The 20,535-nt window shown below is 73.9% G+C and carries 12 protein-coding genes and 2 pseudogenes; 8 read left to right on the forward strand and 6 right to left on the reverse strand.

Going from position 1 to position 20,535, the window contains the following annotated elements; genetic code table 11:
* Positions 1 to 36: 36 nt before the first annotated feature.
* The 8 genes and pseudogenes from AB0L75_RS39950 to AB0L75_RS39985 form a co-directional block, all read left to right on the forward strand.
* Positions 37 to 3,969: an SDR family NAD(P)-dependent oxidoreductase gene (locus AB0L75_RS39950; RefSeq protein WP_365191185.1), complete on the forward strand. Its 3,933-nt coding sequence runs from the start codon at positions 37 to 39 to the stop codon at positions 3,967 to 3,969.
* Between the two features lie 49 nt (positions 3,970 to 4,018).
* A complete protein-coding gene (locus AB0L75_RS39955) occupies positions 4,019 to 5,545 on the forward strand; it encodes an MFS transporter (protein ID WP_365191187.1) in 1,527 nt (508 codons plus the stop codon).
* A gap of 101 nt (positions 5,546 to 5,646) precedes the next feature.
* Positions 5,647 to 5,838 (forward strand): DUF5302 domain-containing protein, encoded by a 192-nt coding sequence (locus tag AB0L75_RS39960; protein ID WP_365191189.1) that lies wholly within the window; start codon positions 5,647 to 5,649, stop codon positions 5,836 to 5,838.
* 367 nt (positions 5,839 to 6,205) lie between these two features.
* Positions 6,206 to 7,999: an acyl-CoA dehydrogenase gene (locus AB0L75_RS39965; RefSeq protein WP_365191191.1), complete on the forward strand. Its 1,794-nt coding sequence runs from the start codon at positions 6,206 to 6,208 to the stop codon at positions 7,997 to 7,999.
* 95 nt (positions 8,000 to 8,094) lie between these two features.
* Positions 8,095 to 8,967, forward strand: a complete 873-nt coding sequence (locus tag AB0L75_RS39970) for a 4'-phosphopantetheinyl transferase superfamily protein (protein WP_365191192.1) — start codon at positions 8,095 to 8,097, stop codon at positions 8,965 to 8,967.
* A 673-nt stretch (positions 8,968 to 9,640) separates the two neighbouring features.
* Entirely contained in the window at positions 9,641 to 11,815 is a 2,175-nt protein-coding gene (locus AB0L75_RS39975) for a condensation domain-containing protein (RefSeq protein ID WP_365191193.1), read from the forward strand.
* Between the two features lie 308 nt (positions 11,816 to 12,123).
* Positions 12,124 to 12,327, forward strand: a pseudogene (locus AB0L75_RS39980) (hypothetical protein); the annotation flags it as partial.
* Positions 12,328 to 12,718: 391 nt separating this feature from the next.
* A pseudogene (locus tag AB0L75_RS39985) lies at positions 12,719 to 12,989 on the forward strand (IS982 family transposase); the annotation flags it as partial.
* Positions 12,990 to 13,047: 58 nt separating this feature from the next.
* Here the strand turns inward: AB0L75_RS39985 and AB0L75_RS39990 are convergent.
* From AB0L75_RS39990 to AB0L75_RS40015, 6 genes are all read right to left on the reverse strand, one after another.
* Positions 13,048 to 14,574 (reverse strand): amino acid adenylation domain-containing protein, encoded by a 1,527-nt coding sequence (locus AB0L75_RS39990; protein ID WP_365191194.1) that lies wholly within the window; start codon positions 14,572 to 14,574, stop codon positions 13,048 to 13,050.
* 91 nt (positions 14,575 to 14,665) lie between these two features.
* Complete coding sequence (locus AB0L75_RS39995; RefSeq protein ID WP_365191195.1) at positions 14,666 to 15,514, reverse strand: OAM dimerization domain-containing protein; 849 nt, start codon at positions 15,512 to 15,514, stop codon at positions 14,666 to 14,668.
* A 6-nt stretch (positions 15,515 to 15,520) separates the two neighbouring features.
* Entirely contained in the window at positions 15,521 to 17,095 is a 1,575-nt protein-coding gene (locus AB0L75_RS40000) for a lysine 5,6-aminomutase subunit alpha (protein ID WP_365191196.1), read from the reverse strand.
* On the reverse strand, positions 17,092 to 18,321 hold the full coding sequence (locus AB0L75_RS40005; protein WP_365191197.1) for an L-erythro-3,5-diaminohexanoate dehydrogenase: 1,230 nt from the start codon (positions 18,319 to 18,321) through the stop codon (positions 17,092 to 17,094). Before AB0L75_RS40005 ends, AB0L75_RS40000 begins: the two co-directional genes overlap by 4 nt.
* Positions 18,318 to 19,637, reverse strand: a complete 1,320-nt coding sequence (locus AB0L75_RS40010; RefSeq protein WP_365191215.1) for a lysine 2,3-aminomutase — start codon at positions 19,635 to 19,637, stop codon at positions 18,318 to 18,320. The genes AB0L75_RS40005 and AB0L75_RS40010 overlap by 4 nt, the downstream gene beginning before the upstream one ends.
* A gap of 171 nt (positions 19,638 to 19,808) precedes the next feature.
* Positions 19,809 to 20,498 carry a GNAT family N-acetyltransferase gene (locus AB0L75_RS40015; RefSeq protein WP_365191198.1) on the reverse strand — a complete coding sequence of 230 codons (690 nt, stop codon included), beginning with the start codon at positions 20,496 to 20,498 and terminating at the stop codon, positions 19,809 to 19,811.
* Positions 20,499 to 20,535 lie beyond the last annotated feature (37 nt).

Raw genomic sequence — 20,535 nt, forward strand, 5'->3', positions numbered from 1 at the left:
GAGCCGGTGGACGAAGTCCGTACGCTGGTGCGGGCGTTGGGTGCACTGTATGTGTCGGGGCAGGAGATCGCCTGGGAGGAGGCGCTGCCCGAGGGTGTGCCGGTCGACCTGCCCACCTACGCCTTCCAGCGCGACCACTACTGGCTCGCACCGGCCCGCAGCGGTCTGCGCGACGCGCGGCACGCGGGCCTCGTACCGGCCGAACACCCCTGGCTGGCCGCGATCGTGGCACAGGCGGACGGTGAGGGACACCTGCTGTCGGGGCGGCTCGCGCTGACCGAGCACAGCTGGCTGCGGGACCACGCCGTCTTCGGCTCCGTCCTCGTCCCGGGCACCGGACTGCTCGACCTGGCGCTCACCGCCGCCCGCGCGGTCGGTGCGGCCCGCGTCGGTGAACTCACCCTGGCCCAGCCCCTCGTCCTCACCACGGACACGCCCATGCGGATCCAGGTGAAGGTGGGCGCGCCCGACGACGAGGGCCGGCGGTCCGTCGCGATCTTCAGCCAGCCCGAGGCCTCCGGCGAGCCGGGCGGCTGGACGACGCACGCGACCGGTGAGCTGGCCGACGACGCGCCGGACGGCCGACCGGACGGGCTCGCCGACCTGCTCGACTGGCCGGTGCCCGGCAGCGAGGCCGTACCGCTGGAGGGCTTCTACGACACACTGAGCGCACAGGGACTGGAGTACGGGCCCGCCTTCCGCGGGCTCACCGGTCTCGCACGACGCGGCACCGTCGCCTACGGACGCGTCGTGCTGCCCGAGCAGCAGCGCGCCGACGCCGACGGGTTCGGCGTGCATCCGGCACTGCTGGACGCCGCGCTGCACGTCCTCGCCGCCGTGGACACCGGTGAGCGGCCGGAGAACACCGTCCTGCTCCCGTTCGCGTGGACCGACGTGGCCCTGTACGCGACGGGCGGCACCGAGCTGCGCGTACGCGTCGACGTCACGGAGACGGACGGGTCGGGCGGACACCAGGTGAGCCTGCTCGCCACCGACCCGGCCGGAGAGCCGGTCCTGTACGCGGCCGGGCTCAGGGTGCAGCAGGCTCACGCGCAGCAGCTGCGCCCCTCGGCCCCCACCGCTCCGGACGACCTGTACCGCGTCGACTTCCAGCCGGTGAACCCGCCCGAGGCCACGCTGCCCGAGGGCACCGTCGTGCTGGGCGGCGGCGACGGCAGCGCACTGGCCGAGACGCTGGGCGTGCGGCGCCACGCGGACGTCGACGCGCTGCTGGCGGCGGACGACAACCCGCGCCTGATCGTCGTCGACGCCACCGGCGGCGCCGCCACGGACCTCGAGGCGGCGGCGCGGGCCACCACGCTCGACGCGCTCGGTGTGCTGCAGCGGCTGCTGGCCGAGGACGGACCGGCGGATGCCGCGCTGGTCTGGCTGACCCGCGACGCGGTCGCCGCCCGGCCCGAGGACGCCGTCGGCGCCCTGGACGCCTCCCCCTTGTGGGGTCTGGTCAGGGCCGTGCGCGGCGAGTATCCCGACCGGGTGCTGCGGCTGGTCGACCTGGACGGCACCGAGCCCGGCATCGGTGCGCCGGCCGAGCTGCTGGCCGCCGCGCTCACCCTGGACGACGAGCCGGAACTCGCGGTGCGCGCGACGACCGTGTACGCCCCGCGGCTCGTGCCCACACGACGGGACGCGGCGCGTGGCGCGGCCACGCTCACCCCGCCCGGCACGGACGGCCCCTGGCGGCTGGACATCCGCGAGAAGGGCAGCATCGACAGCCTCGAACTGGTCCCGGTGGACCGGCCGGAGCCGCTCGGCGAGCACGAGGTGCGCGTCGAGGTGCGGGCCGCCGGCATGAACTTCCGTGATGTGCTGAACGCCCTCGGCATGGTCGCCACCCCCGCACTGGGCCTGGAGTTCGCGGGCGTGGTGCTGGAGACGGGCTCCGCGGTGACGCATCTGCGGCCCGGGGACCGGGCCATGGGTCTGGCGCTCGGCGCGTTCGGCACCGAGGTGCGCGGCGACGGGCGGCTGATGACCCGGCTGCCCGGCACGCTGACCTTCGAGGAGGGGGCGACGGTTCCGCTCGCCTTCCTCACGGCGTACTACGGGCTCACCGAGCTGGGCGGGCTGCGGGCCGGGGAGAAGGTCCTGGTGCACGCGGCCGCCGGCGGTGTCGGCATGGCCGCCGTACAGCTCGCCCACCACCTGGGCGCCGAGGTCCACGGCACGGCCAGCCGCGCCAAGTGGCCCGCCCTGCACCGGCTCGGACTGCCGGCCGGGCGGATCGCCTCGTCCCGGGACACCGGTTTCGAGCAGCAGTGGCTGGACGCCACCGGCGGGGCTGGTGTCGACGTCGTACTCAACTCGCTGGCCGGGGAGTTCACGGACGCCTCGCTGCGGCTGCTGCCGCGCGGCGGCCGGTTCCTGGAGATGGGCAAGACCGACATCCGCGACGCGGGGGAGGTGGCCGCCGCCCATCCCGGCGTCACCTACAGCGCGTTCGACCTCATGTCGCTGGAGCCGGAGCACCTGCAGCGGCTGCTGACGGAGGTGTCCGGCCTGCTGGCCGACGGCAGCGTCGAGCCGCTGCCCTACCTCGCCTACGACGTGCGGGAGGCGCCCGCCGCGTTCCGTCACATGGCGCAGGGGCGGCACACCGGCAAGCTCGTGCTCACCGCGCCCCGAGCGCTCGACGCGGACGGCACCGTGCTGATCACCGGCGGCACGGGGGAGCTGGGCCGTGAGGTGGCCCGCCATCTGGTCACCGAGCAGGGGGTGCGGCACCTGGTGCTGACGTCCCGTCAGGGTGCCGCGGCGCCCGGCGCCGCCGAGCTGGCCGAGGAACTCCGGGCCGCGGGTGCGCGGTCCGTGCGGCTCGCGGCCTGCGATGTCGCCGTCCGCGAGGGCGCCGCCGAGGCCCTGGCCGCGGTCGCGCCCGAGCATCCGCTGACCGGCGTGGTGCACCTCGCGGCCGTCCTCGACGACGGGGTCCTGCGCAACCAGACCGCCGAACGGTTCGAGCGGGTGCTCGCCCCCAAGGTGTCGGGTGCCTGGCAGCTGCACGAGCTGACCCGGGACTCGGACCTCGCCGCGTTCGTGCTCTTCTCCTCCGTGGCCGGCACCCTCGGTTCACCCGGCCAGGGCAACTACGGCGCCGCCAACGCCTTCCTCGACGCCCTCGCCGCGCACCGGCGTAGGCGGGGCCTCGCCGGCACCAGCCTCGCCTGGGGCCTGTGGGCGCAGGGCGGTACGGGCCTGACGTCCCGCCTCGGCGAGGCGGAGCTGGCCCGGATGCGCCGCCAGGGTGCCCGTGCGATGACCGTCGCCGAGGGCCTGGCGCTGCTGGACGCGGCCCTCCTGCGGCCCGAACCGCACCTCGTGCCGGCCCGGCTCGACCTCGGTGCGCTGCAGCGTGCCGGTGCCGAGCGGCTGCCGGCCGTACTGCGGGCGCTGGTGCGCACCGGGCCGAAGCAGGCGGCGCAGGCCGTGGAGCAGGGGTCCGCGTTCCGGGACCGGCTCGCGGACCTGCCCGGCGAGGAACGCGCCGCCTCCCTGCGCAGGTTCGTCCAGCAGGAGGTCACCGCGGTGCTCGGCCTGTCGGCCCCCGTCCCCCAGGACAAGCCGATGCGGGAGTTCGGCTGGGACTCGCTGATGGCGGTGGAGCTGAAGAACCGCATCGCCAAGCACACCCAGGTCGCCGTGCCGAGCACGCTGGCGTTCGACTATCCGACGCCCCGGGCGATCGCCGACTTCCTGCACACGCGGCTGTCCGCGGACGAGCCAGGCCGCGACGACACGCCGCCGGCCGACCCGGCGCGGGCCGCCCAGTGGGCGCTGGCCCGGGTCAGCGCCGACCAGCTGCGGCAGAGCGGACTGCTCGACCGGCTGCTGGAACTGGCCCGTCCCACCGCCGCGCCGGCCGACGCCGGCGAGGCACTGCGCGCCGCGGAAGAACTGACGGCCGAGGAGATGGACGAGGCCCTCGATTCCATCCTGGGCGGCGTCTGACGCCGCCCATGTCCCCCCACCCCAACCGTGTTCCACAGGAGTTGATCAAGTGACAGTGGCAACAGGGACCACACCCGCACCGGCGGCCTCGCGCCGCAAATGGGTGGCTCTCGCCGTGGTGCTGCTCGCCGCCTTCCTGGACAACGTCGACTCGACGATCGTGACCGTCGCGCTGCCCCGCATCCAGGACGACCTGGGTGCCGGCTTCGCCACCGCGCAGTGGACGCTGGCCGGTTACGCCCTCGCCTTCGCCGTCTTCCTGATCACCGGCGGCCGCCTCGGCGACATCTACGGGCGCAAACGGATGTTCCTCACCGGCGTGGTGGGCTTCACCCTCGCGTCCGTGCTGTGCGGCGCGGCCGGCTCACCGGGCGTGCTGGTGGCCGGCCGGCTGGCGCAGGGGCTCATGGCCGCGCTGATGGTGCCGCAGGTCATGTCCGTCATCATGACGACGTTCGAGCAGAAGGAATGGGTCGTCGCCTTCTCGATGATGGGCGCGGTGCTCGGCCTCGGCGGAGTCACCGGCCCGCTGATGGGCGGTGTGCTGACGGACCTGGACGTGCTGGGCCTCGGCTGGCGCGCGGTCTTCCTCATCAACGTCCCGTTCGGGATCCTGGCCGTCGCGCTGGCCCTGTGGTGCCTGCCCGAGAGCAGGTCCGAGCAGGCGACCCGGCTGGACGTCCCGGGCGTCGCCCTGGTCAGCCTCGCCGCCCTCGGACTGATGTACCCGCTGGTCCAGGGCCGTGAACAGGGCTGGCCCGGCTGGATGTTCGCCATGATGGGCGTGGCGCTGGCGCTGCTGGTTCCGTTCGCCCTCTACCAGCGGCGGCGGCACGCGAGGGACGGATCGGCGCTGGTGCCGCCCACCCTGTTCCGGCACCGCTCGTTCACCGCGGGAGTGTTCGTGGTGATGCTCGCCTTCTCCGGCATCACCTCGTTCTTCCTGGTCCTCACCTACCAGATGCAGCTGGGCCTCGGCTTCTCGGCCCTGCGCACCGCCCTGGTGACCGTGGCCTTCCCGATCGGCATCACGGCGACCTTCCAGATCGCCTGGCGCAAGGGCACCGCCAACGGGCGGGCGTTCGTCGCCGCCGGCACCTCGGTCATGGCCCTCGGCACCCTGCTGATGATCCTGCTGACGCACACCCAGGGCCGGGACCTGACCTGGTTCCAGCTGGCCGGCGCCGAACTGGTCGTCGGCCTCGGCATGGGCCTGTGCTCGCCCGTCCTCACCAACGTCGTCCTCGGTGACGTACCGCCGCAGGACGCCGGGGCGGGCTCCGGAGTCGTCAACGCGCTCATCCAGTTCGGCACCGCCACGGGCATCGCCGTCGTCGGCGTGATCTTCTTCAGCCTGTCCGGTTCCGGGAGCGGCGACCGCGCCCAGCGCTTCAGCGACGCCACCGCCGCCACCCTCTGGTACAACGCGGCCGTCTTCGCCCTGGTCGCCCTGCTCAGTCCGCTGCTGCCCGGGAAGAAGCAGGCCGCCGAGGACACCGGCGCGCAGGCCGCCGCGGCGGGCGAGGGCGGCGGCACCGGCGGCGCCCCGGGCCGGCTCGCGGCCGACGCGGCGTAGGCCGAATTCCATTCCTCTCGAAAAACAGGGTATGGCCGGTGCCGATTTTCTGTGCCAGCCTGACCGTCCAGTAAATATCACCACTCCCCCCGGAGGTCCGTATGGCGGAGACGCCGCAGAACAAAATCGACGAGAACGGCGACAGCGACGCGCGCCGTAAATTCCGCGAGGCCCTCGAACGCAAGGAGAGCGCCACCCGGTCCAGGAAGGCCCACGAGGAGGGCCGGCTTCGGGTCAAGGGCATGAGCGGACAGGCCGGCCAGAAGCGCTACTTCCGGCGCAAGACCGGCTGACGCCGCACAGCGCGCGCTCGGGCTGCCGCGCCTCCCGGTCATTCCGGAGAGGCGCGGCAGCCCTTTTTGCACCCCTTCTTTCCACTCCTCTTTCCGTCCTCCTTTCCCGTGCCTCTTCTGCCCCTTTCTCCGCCGCTTCGACGGTCGGCTCCGACTCCGCTGGAAGAACGCTTGAAAACCGCTAGGAAACCGCTGTGGTTCCGCTCGCGGGACACTGGAGCAATACCGGATCACGTCGCTGTGAGCAGCGTATTCACGTCACCTGTCCGCCGTGTCCCCGAGCCCGCGTGAACGGCATCTCCAGCCCAGCTCCAGCGGGCCGCGAGCCGCCGCCGCCAGGGTCGTTCCAGGGCACCGCAGGGACATCGTGAGGACGAAGGAGCTGACCACCGTCACCATGACCACCATCGCCGAGACCGCACAGGCACCGGTTGCCCGGCACGGCCGCTGGGAGGCGGACGCACGTACCCGCGCAGCCCGGCTGGAGAACCTGCTCGGCGACCCGTACGACCCCGCCAACCCCCATGGCCTGCACGCCCTGTTCACCGCCGACGACCGGCGCACCCCGCCCGCCGAGACGGAGGCCCTGCTGGCCGCGACCGGCCTCGGAGCCGAGTTCGTGCCCGCCGAGCACGGCGGCCTGCTCACCCGGGCCGACCTGCTCGCCCGCGCCCTGCGTCCCGTCTTCCGGCGCGATGTCGCGCTGGGGTTCGGACACGGCATCACCTCGCTGTTCGCCACCGGCGCGGTGTGGGCGGCCGGCAGCCCGGCACAGCGCCACGACCTCGCGCGCCTGCTGCTCGGCGGGGGACGCGCCACGATCCTGCACCACGAGCTGGCCCACGCCAACGCCATCCTGCGCGACGAGTTCACCGCGCTCCCCGAGCCGCGGCGCGGCGGCTACCGGCTCGACGGCCGCAAGGACGTCATCATCAACGCCTCCCGGGCCGACGCCCAGGTCGTCTACGCCCGCACCGACACCGCGCGCGGACCGCACAGCCACTCGGTGTTCCTCCTCGACCCCGCCGAGGCACAGCCCGGCACCATGCGCCACCTGCCCCGGGTGGAGACCACCGGCATGCGCGGAGTGCTCTTCTCCGGACTGGAGTTCGCCGGCCGTCCCGTTCCCGGCGACGCGCTCGTCGGCCGTACCGGGGACGGCGTCCCGCTCGCCCTGCGCACGTTCCAGGTCAACCGCAGCGTGATCTGCGGTGTCGTCATCGCCGCCGCGGACACCGTCCTGCGCTCCGCGGTCCGGGCGGCCACCACCGGGCGCAGCGGACCTGTCGCCCGCCGCTGGCACAAGGCGCTCACCGGTGTCTTCGCCGACCTGCTGGCCTGCGACAGCATGGCCACCGTCGCGCTGCGCGCCCTGAGCCTGCTGCCCGACCGGGCCCATGTGTTCGCCGCCGCCGTGAAGTACGTCGTACCGGACCTGCTGCGCGAGAACCTGGACGAACTCGCCACCGTGCTCGGCGGCCGCGGCTACCAGCACGGCAGCCCCGAGTACGGCTCCCTCGACAAACTCGTGCGGGACCTGCCCGTCGCCGGACTCGGCCACGCCGGCACCGCTTCCTGCCAGGCCGTGATCGTGCCGCAGCTGCGCACGCTCGCCGAGCACGCCTGGTTCGCCGAGGAGGAGCCGCCGCCCGAGCTGTTCCGCGAGGGTGCCGAACTGCCGCCGCTGGACTACAGCGTGCTGGGCATCGCGGGCGGCGGCGACTTCATGGCCGCCTCCCTCGTCGGCTCGGCCGCCCGGCTCGCGTCCGCGCGCGGTGTCGGCGGCCAGATCGCCGCACTGGCGGAACTGGCCGAGGCGTTCGTCGTGGAACTGCGCGCCCTGCGCGAGACCTGCCGGCGGCTGCCCCCCTCCGCGGCCTCGGCATCGGCGAGTCCCGCCGTGTGCGTCCTCAGCGACCGCTACAGCCTGATCGTCAGCGCCGCCGCGGTCCTCGGCATCTGGGAGGGCCAGGACGGCACGGACCCGTTCCTCGCGGACCCCGGCTGGGCCGTGCTCGCCCTGTCCCGGATCGGCGAGCGGCTCGGCATCCCGGTGCCCGACCTGCCCGACGGCTGCACCCGGCACGTACTGGACGAACTGATCCGCCGCTACCGGGCCGGGCTCAGCTTCGACCTGGACGCGACGGTCCTCGCCCAGTGACCGGGCCCCACCGTGACCGGGCACAGGGTGACACCGCCGGCCCGTCGCGCGTGCGACGACCCGCGGAAGGAGACACAGGCGGAAGGAGATTCAGGGTGAAGGCACCGACCAGCGGCGAACCGGCCCTCCGGCCGGCCGATGCCGACCGCATCACCGAGCCGATCCACGTCAGCGGCCCCGACGGGCCCTGGCACCGGGTCCGCGCCGGGATGGAGCTGCGCGGCAACGCCGTGGTGCACACCACCTGGGGCGAATGGCTCGGCGCGGCCGTCACCGACCCGGCGCTGCGGCCCCTGCTCGGCCGGGACTGGCAGCGCTACCGGCGCACCGCCGACCCGCTCGTCCGGTTCCGGTTCGTCACCTCGCGCATGGTCACCAAGTTCACGGCCGCCGCCGCGCTGGGCACCGAGCCGGCCGAACTGGACCTGGCGTACCGGATCGGCGGGCGGCCGTATCTGCGCGGGCTCGACCAGATCGATGTGAGCCTCACCCACACCGACGACCTGATCGCCGTGGGCGTCAGCCGCAACGGCCGGATCGGCGTGGACGCCGAACCCGCGGACCGGACCATGTCCTTCGACCTCATGCAGAGCCACATCTGCACCGCCGCCGAACGCGCGGAACTGGAGCGCCTGCCCGAGCGGCGGCGGCCGGCCGGACTGCTGCGGCTGTGGACCCTGAAGGAGGCCTACACCAAGGCCCTGGGGCAGGGACTGCGGCTCGGTTTCAGTGAGTTCGGCTTCGGCGCCGAGGGCGGGGGGCTGCTGGCACCCGACGGCCGCCCCGCCTCCCGGGGCGAGTGGGCGTTCGCCACCCACCGCGTCCTCGACCGCTACCTCATCAGCGTGGCCTGCCACGACGCCGGCCTGGACACCTCCCGCGACACCTCCGCCCGCACCATGCTCGACGAGGGCTTCCTGGGCGCGGTCGCCGACCTGCTCCCCACCTTCGACGCGCCCGCCGGGTGACACCTGCCGCGCCGAGGGCGTACGACCGGTACGCGACCGCCGGGTGACACCTGCCGCACGCAGCACGTACGACGGGTAGGCGCCCGCCGGGTGACACCTGCGGTGGGCAGGACGTCCGGCTGGCAGGCGTGCCCGCCGGGTGGCACCTGCCGCGCCGGGGGCGTGCGACCGGTACGCGCCCGCCGGGTGACACCTGCCGCACGCAGCACGTACGACCGGCACGCGCCCGCGGATGACACCTGCCGCGCGCCGAGGAAGTACGAGCGGCATGCGCGCCGGTGTCCGCCGAACCCGGCGCCGTGTCGGTGCCCGGTCCGGGAACCCGGCGTCGACGCTGGGTCCGGGGACTCGGGTCCGGGACTCGGTGTCGGCGCTCGGTTTGGGGATTCGGTGTCAGTGCCCGGCCCGGGACTCGGTGTCGGCGCGTGGTTCGGGGATTCGGTGTCGGTGTCCGGTCCGGGAACCCGGTGTCGGTGCCCGCACCAGCGCCGTGTCAGCGCCGTGTCAGCCCTTTGTGGGCGGGCCCGTCCATACTCGTCGAGCGCTCTCAGACAGAGGGGGGATAGGGGGCCGCCAACGCCGTATGCGCCGTGCGTGAAGGCTCCCGCGCAGAGCCGTCCGTGCCGACGGCACGCCGTACGCGCAGCCGCGCGGTGCGCGCCCCGGACAGCCGATGACCGCCAACCACACCTGGCCCCTGCCGCCCGAGGAGGCGACGACGGTCGTCGTCGCCCTCGGCCGGCCGTCCCACCACGAGACGGCCCTCGAACTGCGCGGCCCCCTGGACCGGGCCCGGATCGAGGCCGCCCTCGACCACGTCGCCGTCCGCGCCCCGGCCGCTCGGGCCTGGCGTCACCGGATCGACCGCCACGGCCCCCGCCACCACACGCTGCGGCTCACCGCCGTGGACGCGGGAACCCCGGCCGACGCCTACCCCTACGGCCTGCTCGCCGACCTGCTCACCCACCCGGAAGACGCCGCCCGTCCCACCTGGCGCATCCGGCCGACCCCGCTGCAGCGGGAACTCCTCGCCGACGCCGACGCCAACCCCGGCCGTCACGTCGAGCAGCTCGCCTGGTCCTGGCACGGGCCCCTCGACGAAGACCGGTTCCGCGCCTCCTGGCAGTGCGTCACCGACCGCGAGAGCGCGCTGCGCACCGTCTTCGACGACGGCCCCGAACCACTGCTGGCCGTGCACGACCATGTCACCGCGGACGTGCTGTGCCTGCCCGCGGGCGCGGCGCACTGGGCCGACCTGGTCGAGGACGACCGCCGGCGCGGCATCGACCCGCGCAGGCCCGGAGCCCTGCGGGTGACCGTCCTGGCCGCGGACCGCCCGGCGCCGTACGGGACCACGCCCGCCCGGGTGCTGCTCACCTACCACCACGCGCTGCTCGACGACTTCAGCGTGCGTCTGCTGCTGCGCGAGTTCTACCGCGCCTACCTGGCCGACGGCCGGCTCCCCGGCGGGGAACGCCGCCCCGACCTGCGGGACTACACCGGCTGGCTCAGCGGCCAGGACACCGGACCCGCCCAGGACTACTGGGCTCGCACCGTCCGCCCGCCCACCACCGCGACCCCTGCCCTACCGCCCACAGCCCCACCCCCACACCTACCCCTACCGTCCGCTGCCACCGGGCCGGCCGGGCACCTGCCCGCCGCCGCGAAACGCGTCCGGCTGCGGCTGACCGCGGAGCAGACGGAGCGGCTGCGCGCCTGGGCGGCACGCTGGGGCGGCACGGAAAGCGTCGCGCTGCACGCCGTATGGGCGGTGCTGCTGTACCGGGCCCAGGGAGCCGAGGCCGCGGCACGGGTCCGCTTCCATGTCGCCGCCCCCGGCCGGGGCATCCTCCTCGACGGCGTGGAGAGCCTGCCCGCCGCGCTGCGCACCCCGCTGCCGCTGTGTGTCGAGGTCGACCCGCGCGCCACCGTGGCGACGCTGCTCACCGAAGTGCGCGACCACGTCCTGGACATGACGGCCTACGAATGGGTCTCGCCGGGCCAGGCACGCTCCTGGAGCGCGGGCGAGACGGGCGAGCCGGACGGCACGGCCCGCCCGGACGGCGCCGACCTGCCGAGCGCCGCGGACGACGGCAGTCTGCTCGTCTTCGAGAACAGACCACGGCACCCGGACGGTCTGACGGCCGGCCTTGCCGCCGAGGGCATCCGCGTGGAACCCGCCGAGACCCTCGGCGCCCTGACGGCGTTCCCGCTCACGCTCGCCGCCCACCACCACGACGACGGCGGACTCGTGCTCACCGCCTCCCACGACCCCTCCCGGCTCGCCGACGTCACCGAGATCCTCTCGGGCAGCGCCCTGCTGCTGTCCGAACTGCCCTACACGGCAGGCGACTCCATGACCGTGGCCGACCTGCTGCGCCTCCTGCCGAACACCGGCACCCCCACCGCCCAGCCGCCCGGTTCCCCAGCCGCGGACGGCCCCGGCCCGGCAACCGACGCGCCGCACGAGGCGCCCCTCGAACCACTGCGCGCCGCCGTGGTGCCCGGCGCGGGCACCATCTGCCTGGTCCCGAGCCGCGGCATCCCGCGCTCCTGGTACGAACGCCTCGCCCGCGCCTACCGGGGCCCCGAGGCGATGGTCCTGCTGCACCCCGGTCCCGGCGGAACACACACTGGGCACACCGCGCTGCGCGGCCTGACCGACCCCGCCCGGCTCGTCGTCGTGGGCGGGTTCTCGGGCGGCGGAAGCGCCGCGTACGAGACCGCCCGGCTGATCGCGGAAGCCGGTGGCCGCCCGCCGCTCCTGGTGCTCACCAGCGCCGCGACCGGGCCCCTGGGCCTGGCCCGACTGCTCGAAACCACCGCCACACGGGCCGACCGCACCTGACGACCGGACAGCTCGCCCGCATCTGAGGCAAGGGCAGGAGGGGGCTCCGCTCACTCGGCCAGGGATTCGGCGACGAGCCGCCGGCGCGCGCCTCGTCGGGGCGGCCGGTGCCGACGGCGATACGGGCACGCACCGCCAGGAGCTGCCGCTCGACGGCCGGTGTGCCCGCGAACGGCAAGGCCCCCTGGACTTCTTCGACGCGCCGCCGGGCGGCCTCGGTCCTCGGCGGATCGGCCATGAGATCGAGTCGGGCGGTACTGACGCGCAGGCCGATCCACATCGTCAGGTCCTCCCGGCCGTCGAAGCCGCGGATCGAGACGCCGGCCGCGGACAACCGGATCCTCGGCACGTCCGGGTCCATCGAGGTCACCGCCGAGTTGCCCGCCGGCTCACGGGTCGAGGCGAAGGCCGCCTGCGCCGAGTTCCGGGGCGTCGGCCGGCTCGGCGACGTCGCCTTCGCGGGCGGCTACCGCTCGGTCAAGCCAGAGGACGCCGCAAGCGCTCGCCTCACCGTCGCCGACGGCGGCGTCGACGTCACGGCCCGCAGTCTGCAGGGAGGAACACCCCGCGTGGTCCGAAGACATGACCGGCGGACGGTGTCATGCCGTTGCCCTGGATGAATGAGTCCAAGGGGAGCGGGCTGGCCGCAACGAGGTTGACTGTGTCCTGTCAGCGCCTGCTCAGTTCAAGCGCCGCCGGTAGTAGGAGATCGTGACGACCCCGAGCAGCGGCCCCCATAGCAGTAGCGGTGCGTAACAGGCGTCCATCACGGCGAGTGCCAGCCCTGTCGGAGCTCCATGCGCCCCTCCGAAGCCGCGCGCGTTGGGGATCGTCAGCAGCATCAGAAGGGCCGCGCCGAGCGATGCCGGAATCACAGCGGCCAGAGGCGCGACACGCTTCCCCCACTTCTGGGGCCTTCGCCTACACCTGGTCTGTACCCTGGGCGCGCTGCCAGTCCTGTTCGCGCTCACCGGCGCGAAGGCCGACGAGCGCGAGACGCTGCGTGACATGCTCGATGCCGCCCCGGAGGTCACCGCCACCCGTCCGACGCAGACGATCACCGTAGTTGTTGCGCCCGGCTCGCAAGGGCGAACCCGAGCGGGCTGGGGCGCATCTGTTCAAGCCTTCGCGTCAGGTCATCGAGTCGATCAACCAGACCTTCAAAGGGCAGCTCAAGCGATCCCTGATCGCCTTCGATCACTGACCTCGACCGACCCCTTGCACTCATCCAACTAGGCGGCGAGCGCTGCCCGGTCCAGTTTGCCGTGCGGGGTCACCGGGAGGCGGTCCAGGTGCAGTACGTGCTGCGGGAGCATATGGGCCGGCAGGCGTCCGCCGAGTGCCGTACGGACGGCCGCCGGGGGCAGCACGTCGCGGTCCGCCACCACGTATGCCGTGAGGGACTGGTCCCCGTGGGGGTCCTGCGTCACCAGGCACGCCGCACCCGAGACGCCGGGCAGGGCGCGCAACGCCGCCTCGATCTCGCCCAGTTCGATACGGAAGCCGCGCAGTTTCACCTGGCCGTCCTGGCGGCCCGCGTAGTACAGCCGGCCCTCCGCGTCGGCCACTGCCCAGTCGCCGCTCCGATAGTGACGGCCCGTGCCGTCCCCGGTGTCGACGAAGCGAGCCTCCGTCAGCTCCGGCCGGTCCAGGTAGCCATGGCTGACGCCCGCCCCGGCCACCCAGATCTCACCGGACTCGCCGACGGCCACCGGGCGGCCCTGCGCGTCGCGCAGCGACACCGAGAGGTGCGGCAGCGGCCGGCCGATCGGAGTGCGGCCCACCGCCGCGTCCCCGAGCACGGCCGGGGTCAGCGGACACCAGGTGACGTGCACGGTGGTCTCGGTGATGCCGTACATGTTGACCAGCTGCGCGTCCGGCGCGATGTCCGCCGCCCACCAGCGGCGCACGTCAGCCGGGACCAGCGCCTCCCCGCCGAACACGACCCGGCGCAGTGCGGGCAGCCGCACCTTCTCCGACTCGGCCTCGGTGACCAGGTTGCCGAAGGCGGACGGCACCTGGTTGAGCACGGTGACCTGCCGCGCTGCGAGCAGCCGGGCGAACTCCAGCGGGTCCGTGGCCGCCCCCCGGTCGACGACGACCAGGTGACCGCCGTACAGCAGCGGCCCCCACAGCTCCCAGACGCTGAAGTCGAAACTCAGCGAGTGGAACAGCGTCCACACGTCCGCCGGTCCGGTGCCCAGCAGCGGTATCGACGCGTCCAGCAGCGCCAGCACCTGGGCGTGGCCGACCATGCAGCCCTTGGGGTTGCCGGTCGATCCGGAGGTGTAGATCACGTACGCGGTGTCCTCGGGCAGCCGGGGCGGTGCGGCCCTGTCCGCGCGGGCGGCCTCCCGGGTCGCCAGGACGTACGGGCCGGCCTGGGCGACGGGCGTCTCGTCCGGGAGCAGACCGCTGTCGGACAGCACCAGTTCCGTGCCGGAGTCCTGCATCAGGTACTCCTGGCGGGCCGCCGGATAGCCCGGATCCACCGGCAGATACGCCGCCCCGGACCGCAGGATGCCGAGCACGGCTCCCGGCGCGTACCGGCTGCGCGCGGCTCGCAGCGCCACCAGCCTGCCCGGGCCCGTACGGCCCGCGAGCCGCTGGGCGATCTCGTCGGCGAGCCACTCCAGCTCCAGATAGGTCACCTCGCCGTCCGCGTCGGAGGCGGCGGTGCGGGCGGCGTTGCGGGCCGCGACCGCCGCGAACCTGGTGTCGAGGCGGTCGGCCGCATGGGCGGCGATGGGGGCGTTCATCGGGTCCTCCTGTCGGGCGGGAAGTCGGGCGGGACACGGGCGGTTGTGCGGACGGCCACGCCGGCGGTCGTAGGGGCGGTCATAGGGGCGGTCATACAGCGCTCTCGGCGAGCACCGCCGGGACCGGGACCGGGGCCGGTGACGGTGCGGGGGCGGGTACCAGGGCGTGCACCAGATAGCTGGCGACGTCGCCCGGCGTCGTACCGCGGCCGAAGATCCGGTCCGCGCCCAGCGCCTCGGCCGCCGCCGCGTCGAAGCGGGGCCCGCCCACGACCAGCAGCGGCCGCTCGTGTTCGGCGAACTCCGCCCGCAGCTCCGCGCTCAGCTCGCGCACATTGGTCAGATGCGCGTCCCGCTGGGTGACGGCCTGGGACACCAGGACGGCGTCGGCACGCTCCGCCCGGGCCCGGCGCGCCAGGTCACCCACCGGCACCTGCGCGCCCAGGTTGACCACGCGCATCTCCTTGTAGGCCTCCAGGCCCTTCTCGCCGGCGAAGCCCTTGATGTTGAGGATCGCGTCGATGCCGACCGTGTGCGCGTCAGTGCCGACGCACGCGCCGACCACCACCAGCGGACGGCCGAGCCGTTCGCGTACCGCGGCGTCGGCCTCCTTCGCCGACAGCAGCGGGTAGTCGCGCTCGGCCACGACCACCTCGTCGAGGTCCACGGCGTGCGCGACCGGCCCGTACACCACGAAGAAACTGAACTGGGTGCCGCCGACCGGCTTGCTGTGCACCAGCAGCGGCCGCTCCACGCCCATGCGGCGCGCCAGTTGCAGCGCGGCGCCCTCGGCCCGCGGGCCGTGCGGCAGGGGCAGGGTGAAGGACAGCTGCACCATGCCGTCGTCGGTGGTGTCGCCGTACGGGCGGACCGGCCCGGCGTCACCGGTTGCGGCGGCACGCAGGGCGGCCGGATCCCGGTCAGGGCGCGGAATGCTCATGGGATCTCACGTTCCTTCCAGAAGGTCGACGGCCGGATTGCGGTATCCGGGCGCTCGGGCCACCACACCGTCCGCGCCCCGGCCGCCGTCCGCGGGGCGCCGCATGCCGCCGAACGTGCCGCGCCCGATGGCGTCCAGCAGCCCCGTCCCGCAGATGTCCTCCAGCAGGGCGACGGCCTCGTCGAGGACCCGGTGCGCCCGCTGGACGATGAACCCGTCCGGGGCGGGCCGGAAGTCCTCGGCCAGCGAGCCGGCCGCGCCGAGCACATAGCGGACGTTGCGCAGCGCCAGGTCACGGTCGGACAGGAAGGGGGTGACGACGGCCTCCGTCATCATCCCGACCAGCAGGATGCTCTGCCCGGTCAGCGCCCCGGCCAGGTTGAAGAAGCCGTTCAGGAGATAGCCGCGGAAGATGTCGCCGGTCATGTGCTTCGTCGGCGGCATCCACTTCAGCGGCGCGTCGGGGAACAGTTCGCGGGCCAGCAGCGCGTGCGCCAGCTCCAGCCGGAACGACTCCGGCCGGTCCGGGTCGATCTCGAAGGCGTGCCCGAGGCCCATCTGACCGGCCGCCAGACCCGCCTCCGTGGCGAAGTACTCGTTCAGCAGCTGGCTCGCCGTCACCGTGTGCGCGGCGTCCACCGCGTCGGCGGTCGTGAGGTAGTTGTCCTCGCCGGTGTTGATGACGATGCCCGCCCGCGCGTGCAGCTGACGGGAGAAACGCTGGTCGACGAAGGTGCGCACCGGGTTGATGTCGCGGAAGAGGATGCCGTACATGGAGTCGTTCAGCATCATGTCGAGCCGTTCGAGGCCGGCCAGCGCCGCGATCTCCGGCATGCACAGCCCGGACGCGTAGTTGGTGAGCCGGACATAGCGGCCCAGTTCCGTCGAGACCTCGTCGAGCGCGGCGCGCATCAGCCGGAAGTTCTCCCGGGTCGCGTAGGTACCGGCATAGCCCTCGCGGGTCGCGCCCTCGGGCACGTAGTCCAGCAGCGACTGGCCGGTGGAGCGGATCACGGCGATCACGTCGGCGCCGCCGCGCGCCGCGGCCTGCGCCTGCCGGATGTCCTCGTAGATGTCACCGGTCGCCACGATCAGATAGATCCACGGAGCCGGCGGGTTCCCCAACTCGCCCGCCATGCGATCCCGTTCGGCCCGCCGGGCGTCGATCACGGAGATACCCCGGGCGACCGCCCGGCGTGCCGCCAGCGCCGCAGCCTCGGCGTCCGCGCCCTCGGGGACACGGAAGCGAACACCGCGCGCCGCGGCCTTGGCGGCCAGCTCGGTCAGATCCCGGTACGCGCCGGTGCGCAGCGCGTCCCACACCGGCAGGCACACACCGTGCTCCAGGCCGACCGCGTCGGCGACGGTGTCGACCAGGCGGTTGACCCAGGGGATGCCCTCGGCGTCGGCGCCGTCGAGGCCGGCCAGGCGCAGCGTGGCCCGTTCCACGGACTTCGTGGTGTGCGACCGGGCCAGCTCCACCACCGGGCGCCCGGCCCGTTCGGCCAGCGCCCGCGCCCGGGCCACGGCCGCCTCGTCCAGCCCCAGCTTTCCCGACGAGATCGCCACGGGCGCCGTCATGGCGTCCCTGCCAGACCGGCGACGCGGCCGCCCCCGGCACCCACCGCCCGGCCGCCCCCGGTACCGACCGCCAAGTCGTCTCCGGCGTGGGGCGCCGGGTCGTTCCCGGTACGGGTCGCGGGGTCGTCTCCGGCACCCACCACCGGGTCCGCCTTGGCACCCACCGCCCGGTTGAACAGGGCGCGTACCCCGGGTACTTCGCGGAGCAGTGTGAGGGCGAGGTCGCTGTGGCCCGGCTGGTAGCCGTTGCCGATGAGGAGGGTGACGTCCCGGGCCAGCCCCTCGGCGCCGAGCGCCGCCGTTGCGAACGAGGTCGCCATGGAGAAGAACACCACGGTGCCGCCGTCCCGGGTGGCCAGGACTGCCGCGTGTTCGCAGCCGGCCACGTCCGTGCATACCACCGTCACGTCGAACTGGCCGCCGTACGGCCCCAGTTGCGTGTGCAGGGCGAGCGCGTCGCGGGCATCCGCCCGTACCGTCTCGTCCGCGAGTCCGCTCGCGGTCAGCGCCGCCTCCTCCGCCGCGTCGGGCACCACCCCGGTCAGCCGCCCGGCACCGGCCCGGCGGGCGGCCGCCAGGGACAGCGAACCGGACTTGCCGGACGCGCCCAGCACCAGCACCGAGGGCGCGGTGCCCGCGCGGCTGTACGAGGTGACGACACGCTCGGTCAGCGCTGGGGCCCCGCACACGTCCAGGACGGACAGGGCCAGTTCGCCGGGCAGGTCGTCGGGCAGCACCGCCGCCACCGACCGGCCGAACAGGATCGCGTGGCCGCGCGCGGGGACCCGCTCGCTGAGCCCGTCCCAGTCGCGCAGCCCGTCGGTGATCTCCAGCGGAGTCAGGGTCAGCGACACCAGCGTGGCGACCCGGTCACCCGGGCGCAGCCCCAGCGGGGAGGCCGGGCCCACCTCGGCGACGGTGCCGATCAGCATGCCGCCCGACCCGGTCACCGGGTTGTGCATCTTGCCGCGGTCGCGCACGATCGCGCACACCGCCGCCCGCAGCGCCCGGGCGTCCGTGCCGTGCGCCTCGCGCAGCTGCCGGAACGAGGCGGCGTCGAGGTTCAGGCACGCCACGTCCACCCGGACCTCGTCCGCGGCGATCCGCGGATCGGTGTCCAGGCGCAGCGCCGCCTGCGGCAGCACCCCGGCGGGTTCCCGCACCCGGTGCAGGCCGAGCCCCGAAGACGTGGCCGCCGTCGTGGCCGCCGTGGTGGCCGTACTCACGAAGCCGCCCCCATCAGCACCTGGGCGCTCGACCACCACCGTCGGCCCTCCTCGGGCAGGGTGTGCACCGGGTCGTAGTAGTGGTGCACCCGCTCCAGCGCGGTCGGATCGTCGTGCTCGACGGTGGTGCGGTAGTTCTTGCTCCACGAGGAGATGCCGCGCTCCCGGTCGTAGCCGTCGGCCTGGTCCACCCACCGCTTGCCGACGTACGGCACGTCGCACACCAGCCGCGGGGTGGCGAAACCCGGCAGATAGCCCATGATCGACCGCTGCAGCCGCTGCGCCCGGGCCAGCGGGAGCCGCCAGTGCTCGGCGCCCGGGATCATGTCGCAGAGGTAGAAGTAGTACGGCACGACACCCGCCGAGTCCAGCAGGGCGAAGCACAGGTCGAGCAGGGCCTCGGGGGTGGCGTTCACCCCGTCGAGCAGCACCCCCTGGTTGCGTACGTCGCGCAGCCCCGCCGCCAGCAGCGCCCGGGAGGCCTCGGCGACCAACGGGGTGATCTGCTGGGCCGCGTTGGCGTGGGTGTGCAGGGCCAGTGAGACACCGCGCGAGCGGGCCTTGGCCGACAGCTCGGCGATCCCCTCCAGGACGCGTGGCGCGAGCCAGTGCTGCGGCAGCCCGATCAGGCCCTTGCTGGCCAGGCGGATGTCCCGCACCGAGTCCAGCTCCAGCAGCCGGTCGACGAACGAGGCGAGCCTCGGCCAGGGCACGTTGGCCACGTCGCCGCCCGAGACCACCACGTCGCGCACGGACGGCGTGGCCCGCAGATAGTCGATCATCCGGTCCAGCCGGTCCGCGGGACGCAGCACGAAGCGGTACTTGGTGACCTGCGGCGTCGACGTTCCGACGAGGTCCATGCGGGTGCAGTGCCCGCAGTACTGCGGGCAGGTCGTCACCAGCTCCGCGAGGACCTTCGTCGGGTAGCGGTGGGTCAGGCCCTCCACCGCCCACATCTCCGCCTCGTGCAGGGAGTCCCGGGACGCCAGCGGATGGCTCGGCCACAGCGGCTGCCGGTCGGAGGCGACCGGCAGCATGTACCGGCGCACCGGGTCCTCGTACCAGGCGGCCGTCTCGACCGGCCCGTCGGGCGCGATGGTGTTCAGCACCTGCGGCGGCAGCAGCAACGGCATCGTGGCGTGCTCGCGCTGGTCGGCCACGAGATCGTCGTAGAAGGTGTTCGCGAGGCCGCCGCCCGCCACCGCGCGCAGCTCCTCGACACCCTTGACACAGTGCGCGCGCTGCCACTGCGCGTCACGCCACTGCCGTTCGGTGACGTCCCGCCAGCCGGGAAAACGCCGCCAGTCCGGCTCCACGGCCGCATGGCGGCGGTAGGCGTACGGCTGCGGAAGAGGCTCGGCGACGGTGTCCGCGGGGACGGTCCCTGCGAGCGGTGAACGGGACACCCTGCTCCTCGTTTCCTCCGGCGTCTCGCCGGTCAGTCGGTGGGCCGGCCGGACGCCAGCGGGCGTCCGCCGCCGGCCTGGTCAATGGGCGAAGCGGTAGACCAGCAGGTCATCGGCTCCGCGTTCGGGCAGCAGCGTGAACCCGGCGCGTTCCATGACGGCCTGTGAGGCCCGGTTGTCCTCGGTGGTCGTGGCCACGACCGTGCGGACACCGGGCCGGGTCAGCGCCCAGTGGGCCAGCTCACGCAGCGCCTCGGTCGCATACCCCCGGCCCCTGGCCGCTTCGGCGAGGTCGAAGCCGATCTCCGCCGAGCCGTCGGCGGGCGGTCCGTGGAAGCCCATCGCGCCGACGACCTGGGCGTCCTCGGTGCTCAGCAGCAGATACATGCCCCAGCCCGGCTGGTGCAGCCCGGCGTCGGCGGCCCGCACCAGCATCTTCGCGGCGATCCGGGTCTCGGCGCTCGGCGCGCCGCCCACCCAGTGCAGTCCGGCCGTCTGCCCGCCGGTGATCTCCCGGGCCTCCTCGGGCAGCGCCTCACGCAGCCACAGCCGGTCGGTCGCCAGCAGCTGCGGCGCGGAGCGGGCGGCGTCCTCGGCGGCGGCGCGGCGGACCGGTGCGGGGCGGCCGTCGGACCACACCTCGGCGATCCGGTCCAGGCAGGCCTGCTCGGTCCCGGTCCAGTCGGTGGACTCCCAGCCGGCCGGCAGCGGCGACCGGCTGGGCCACACGGCGTACTGCTGCCGGGTGTTGACGATGACTGCGTGCGTCATGCTGATTTCTCTCCTGGAGGGGTGTGGTCCGCTTCGC

This window comes from Streptomyces sp. NPDC052101, from assembly GCF_040680235.1.
In the GTDB taxonomy this organism is placed as follows: domain Bacteria; phylum Actinomycetota; class Actinomycetes; order Streptomycetales; family Streptomycetaceae; genus Streptomyces.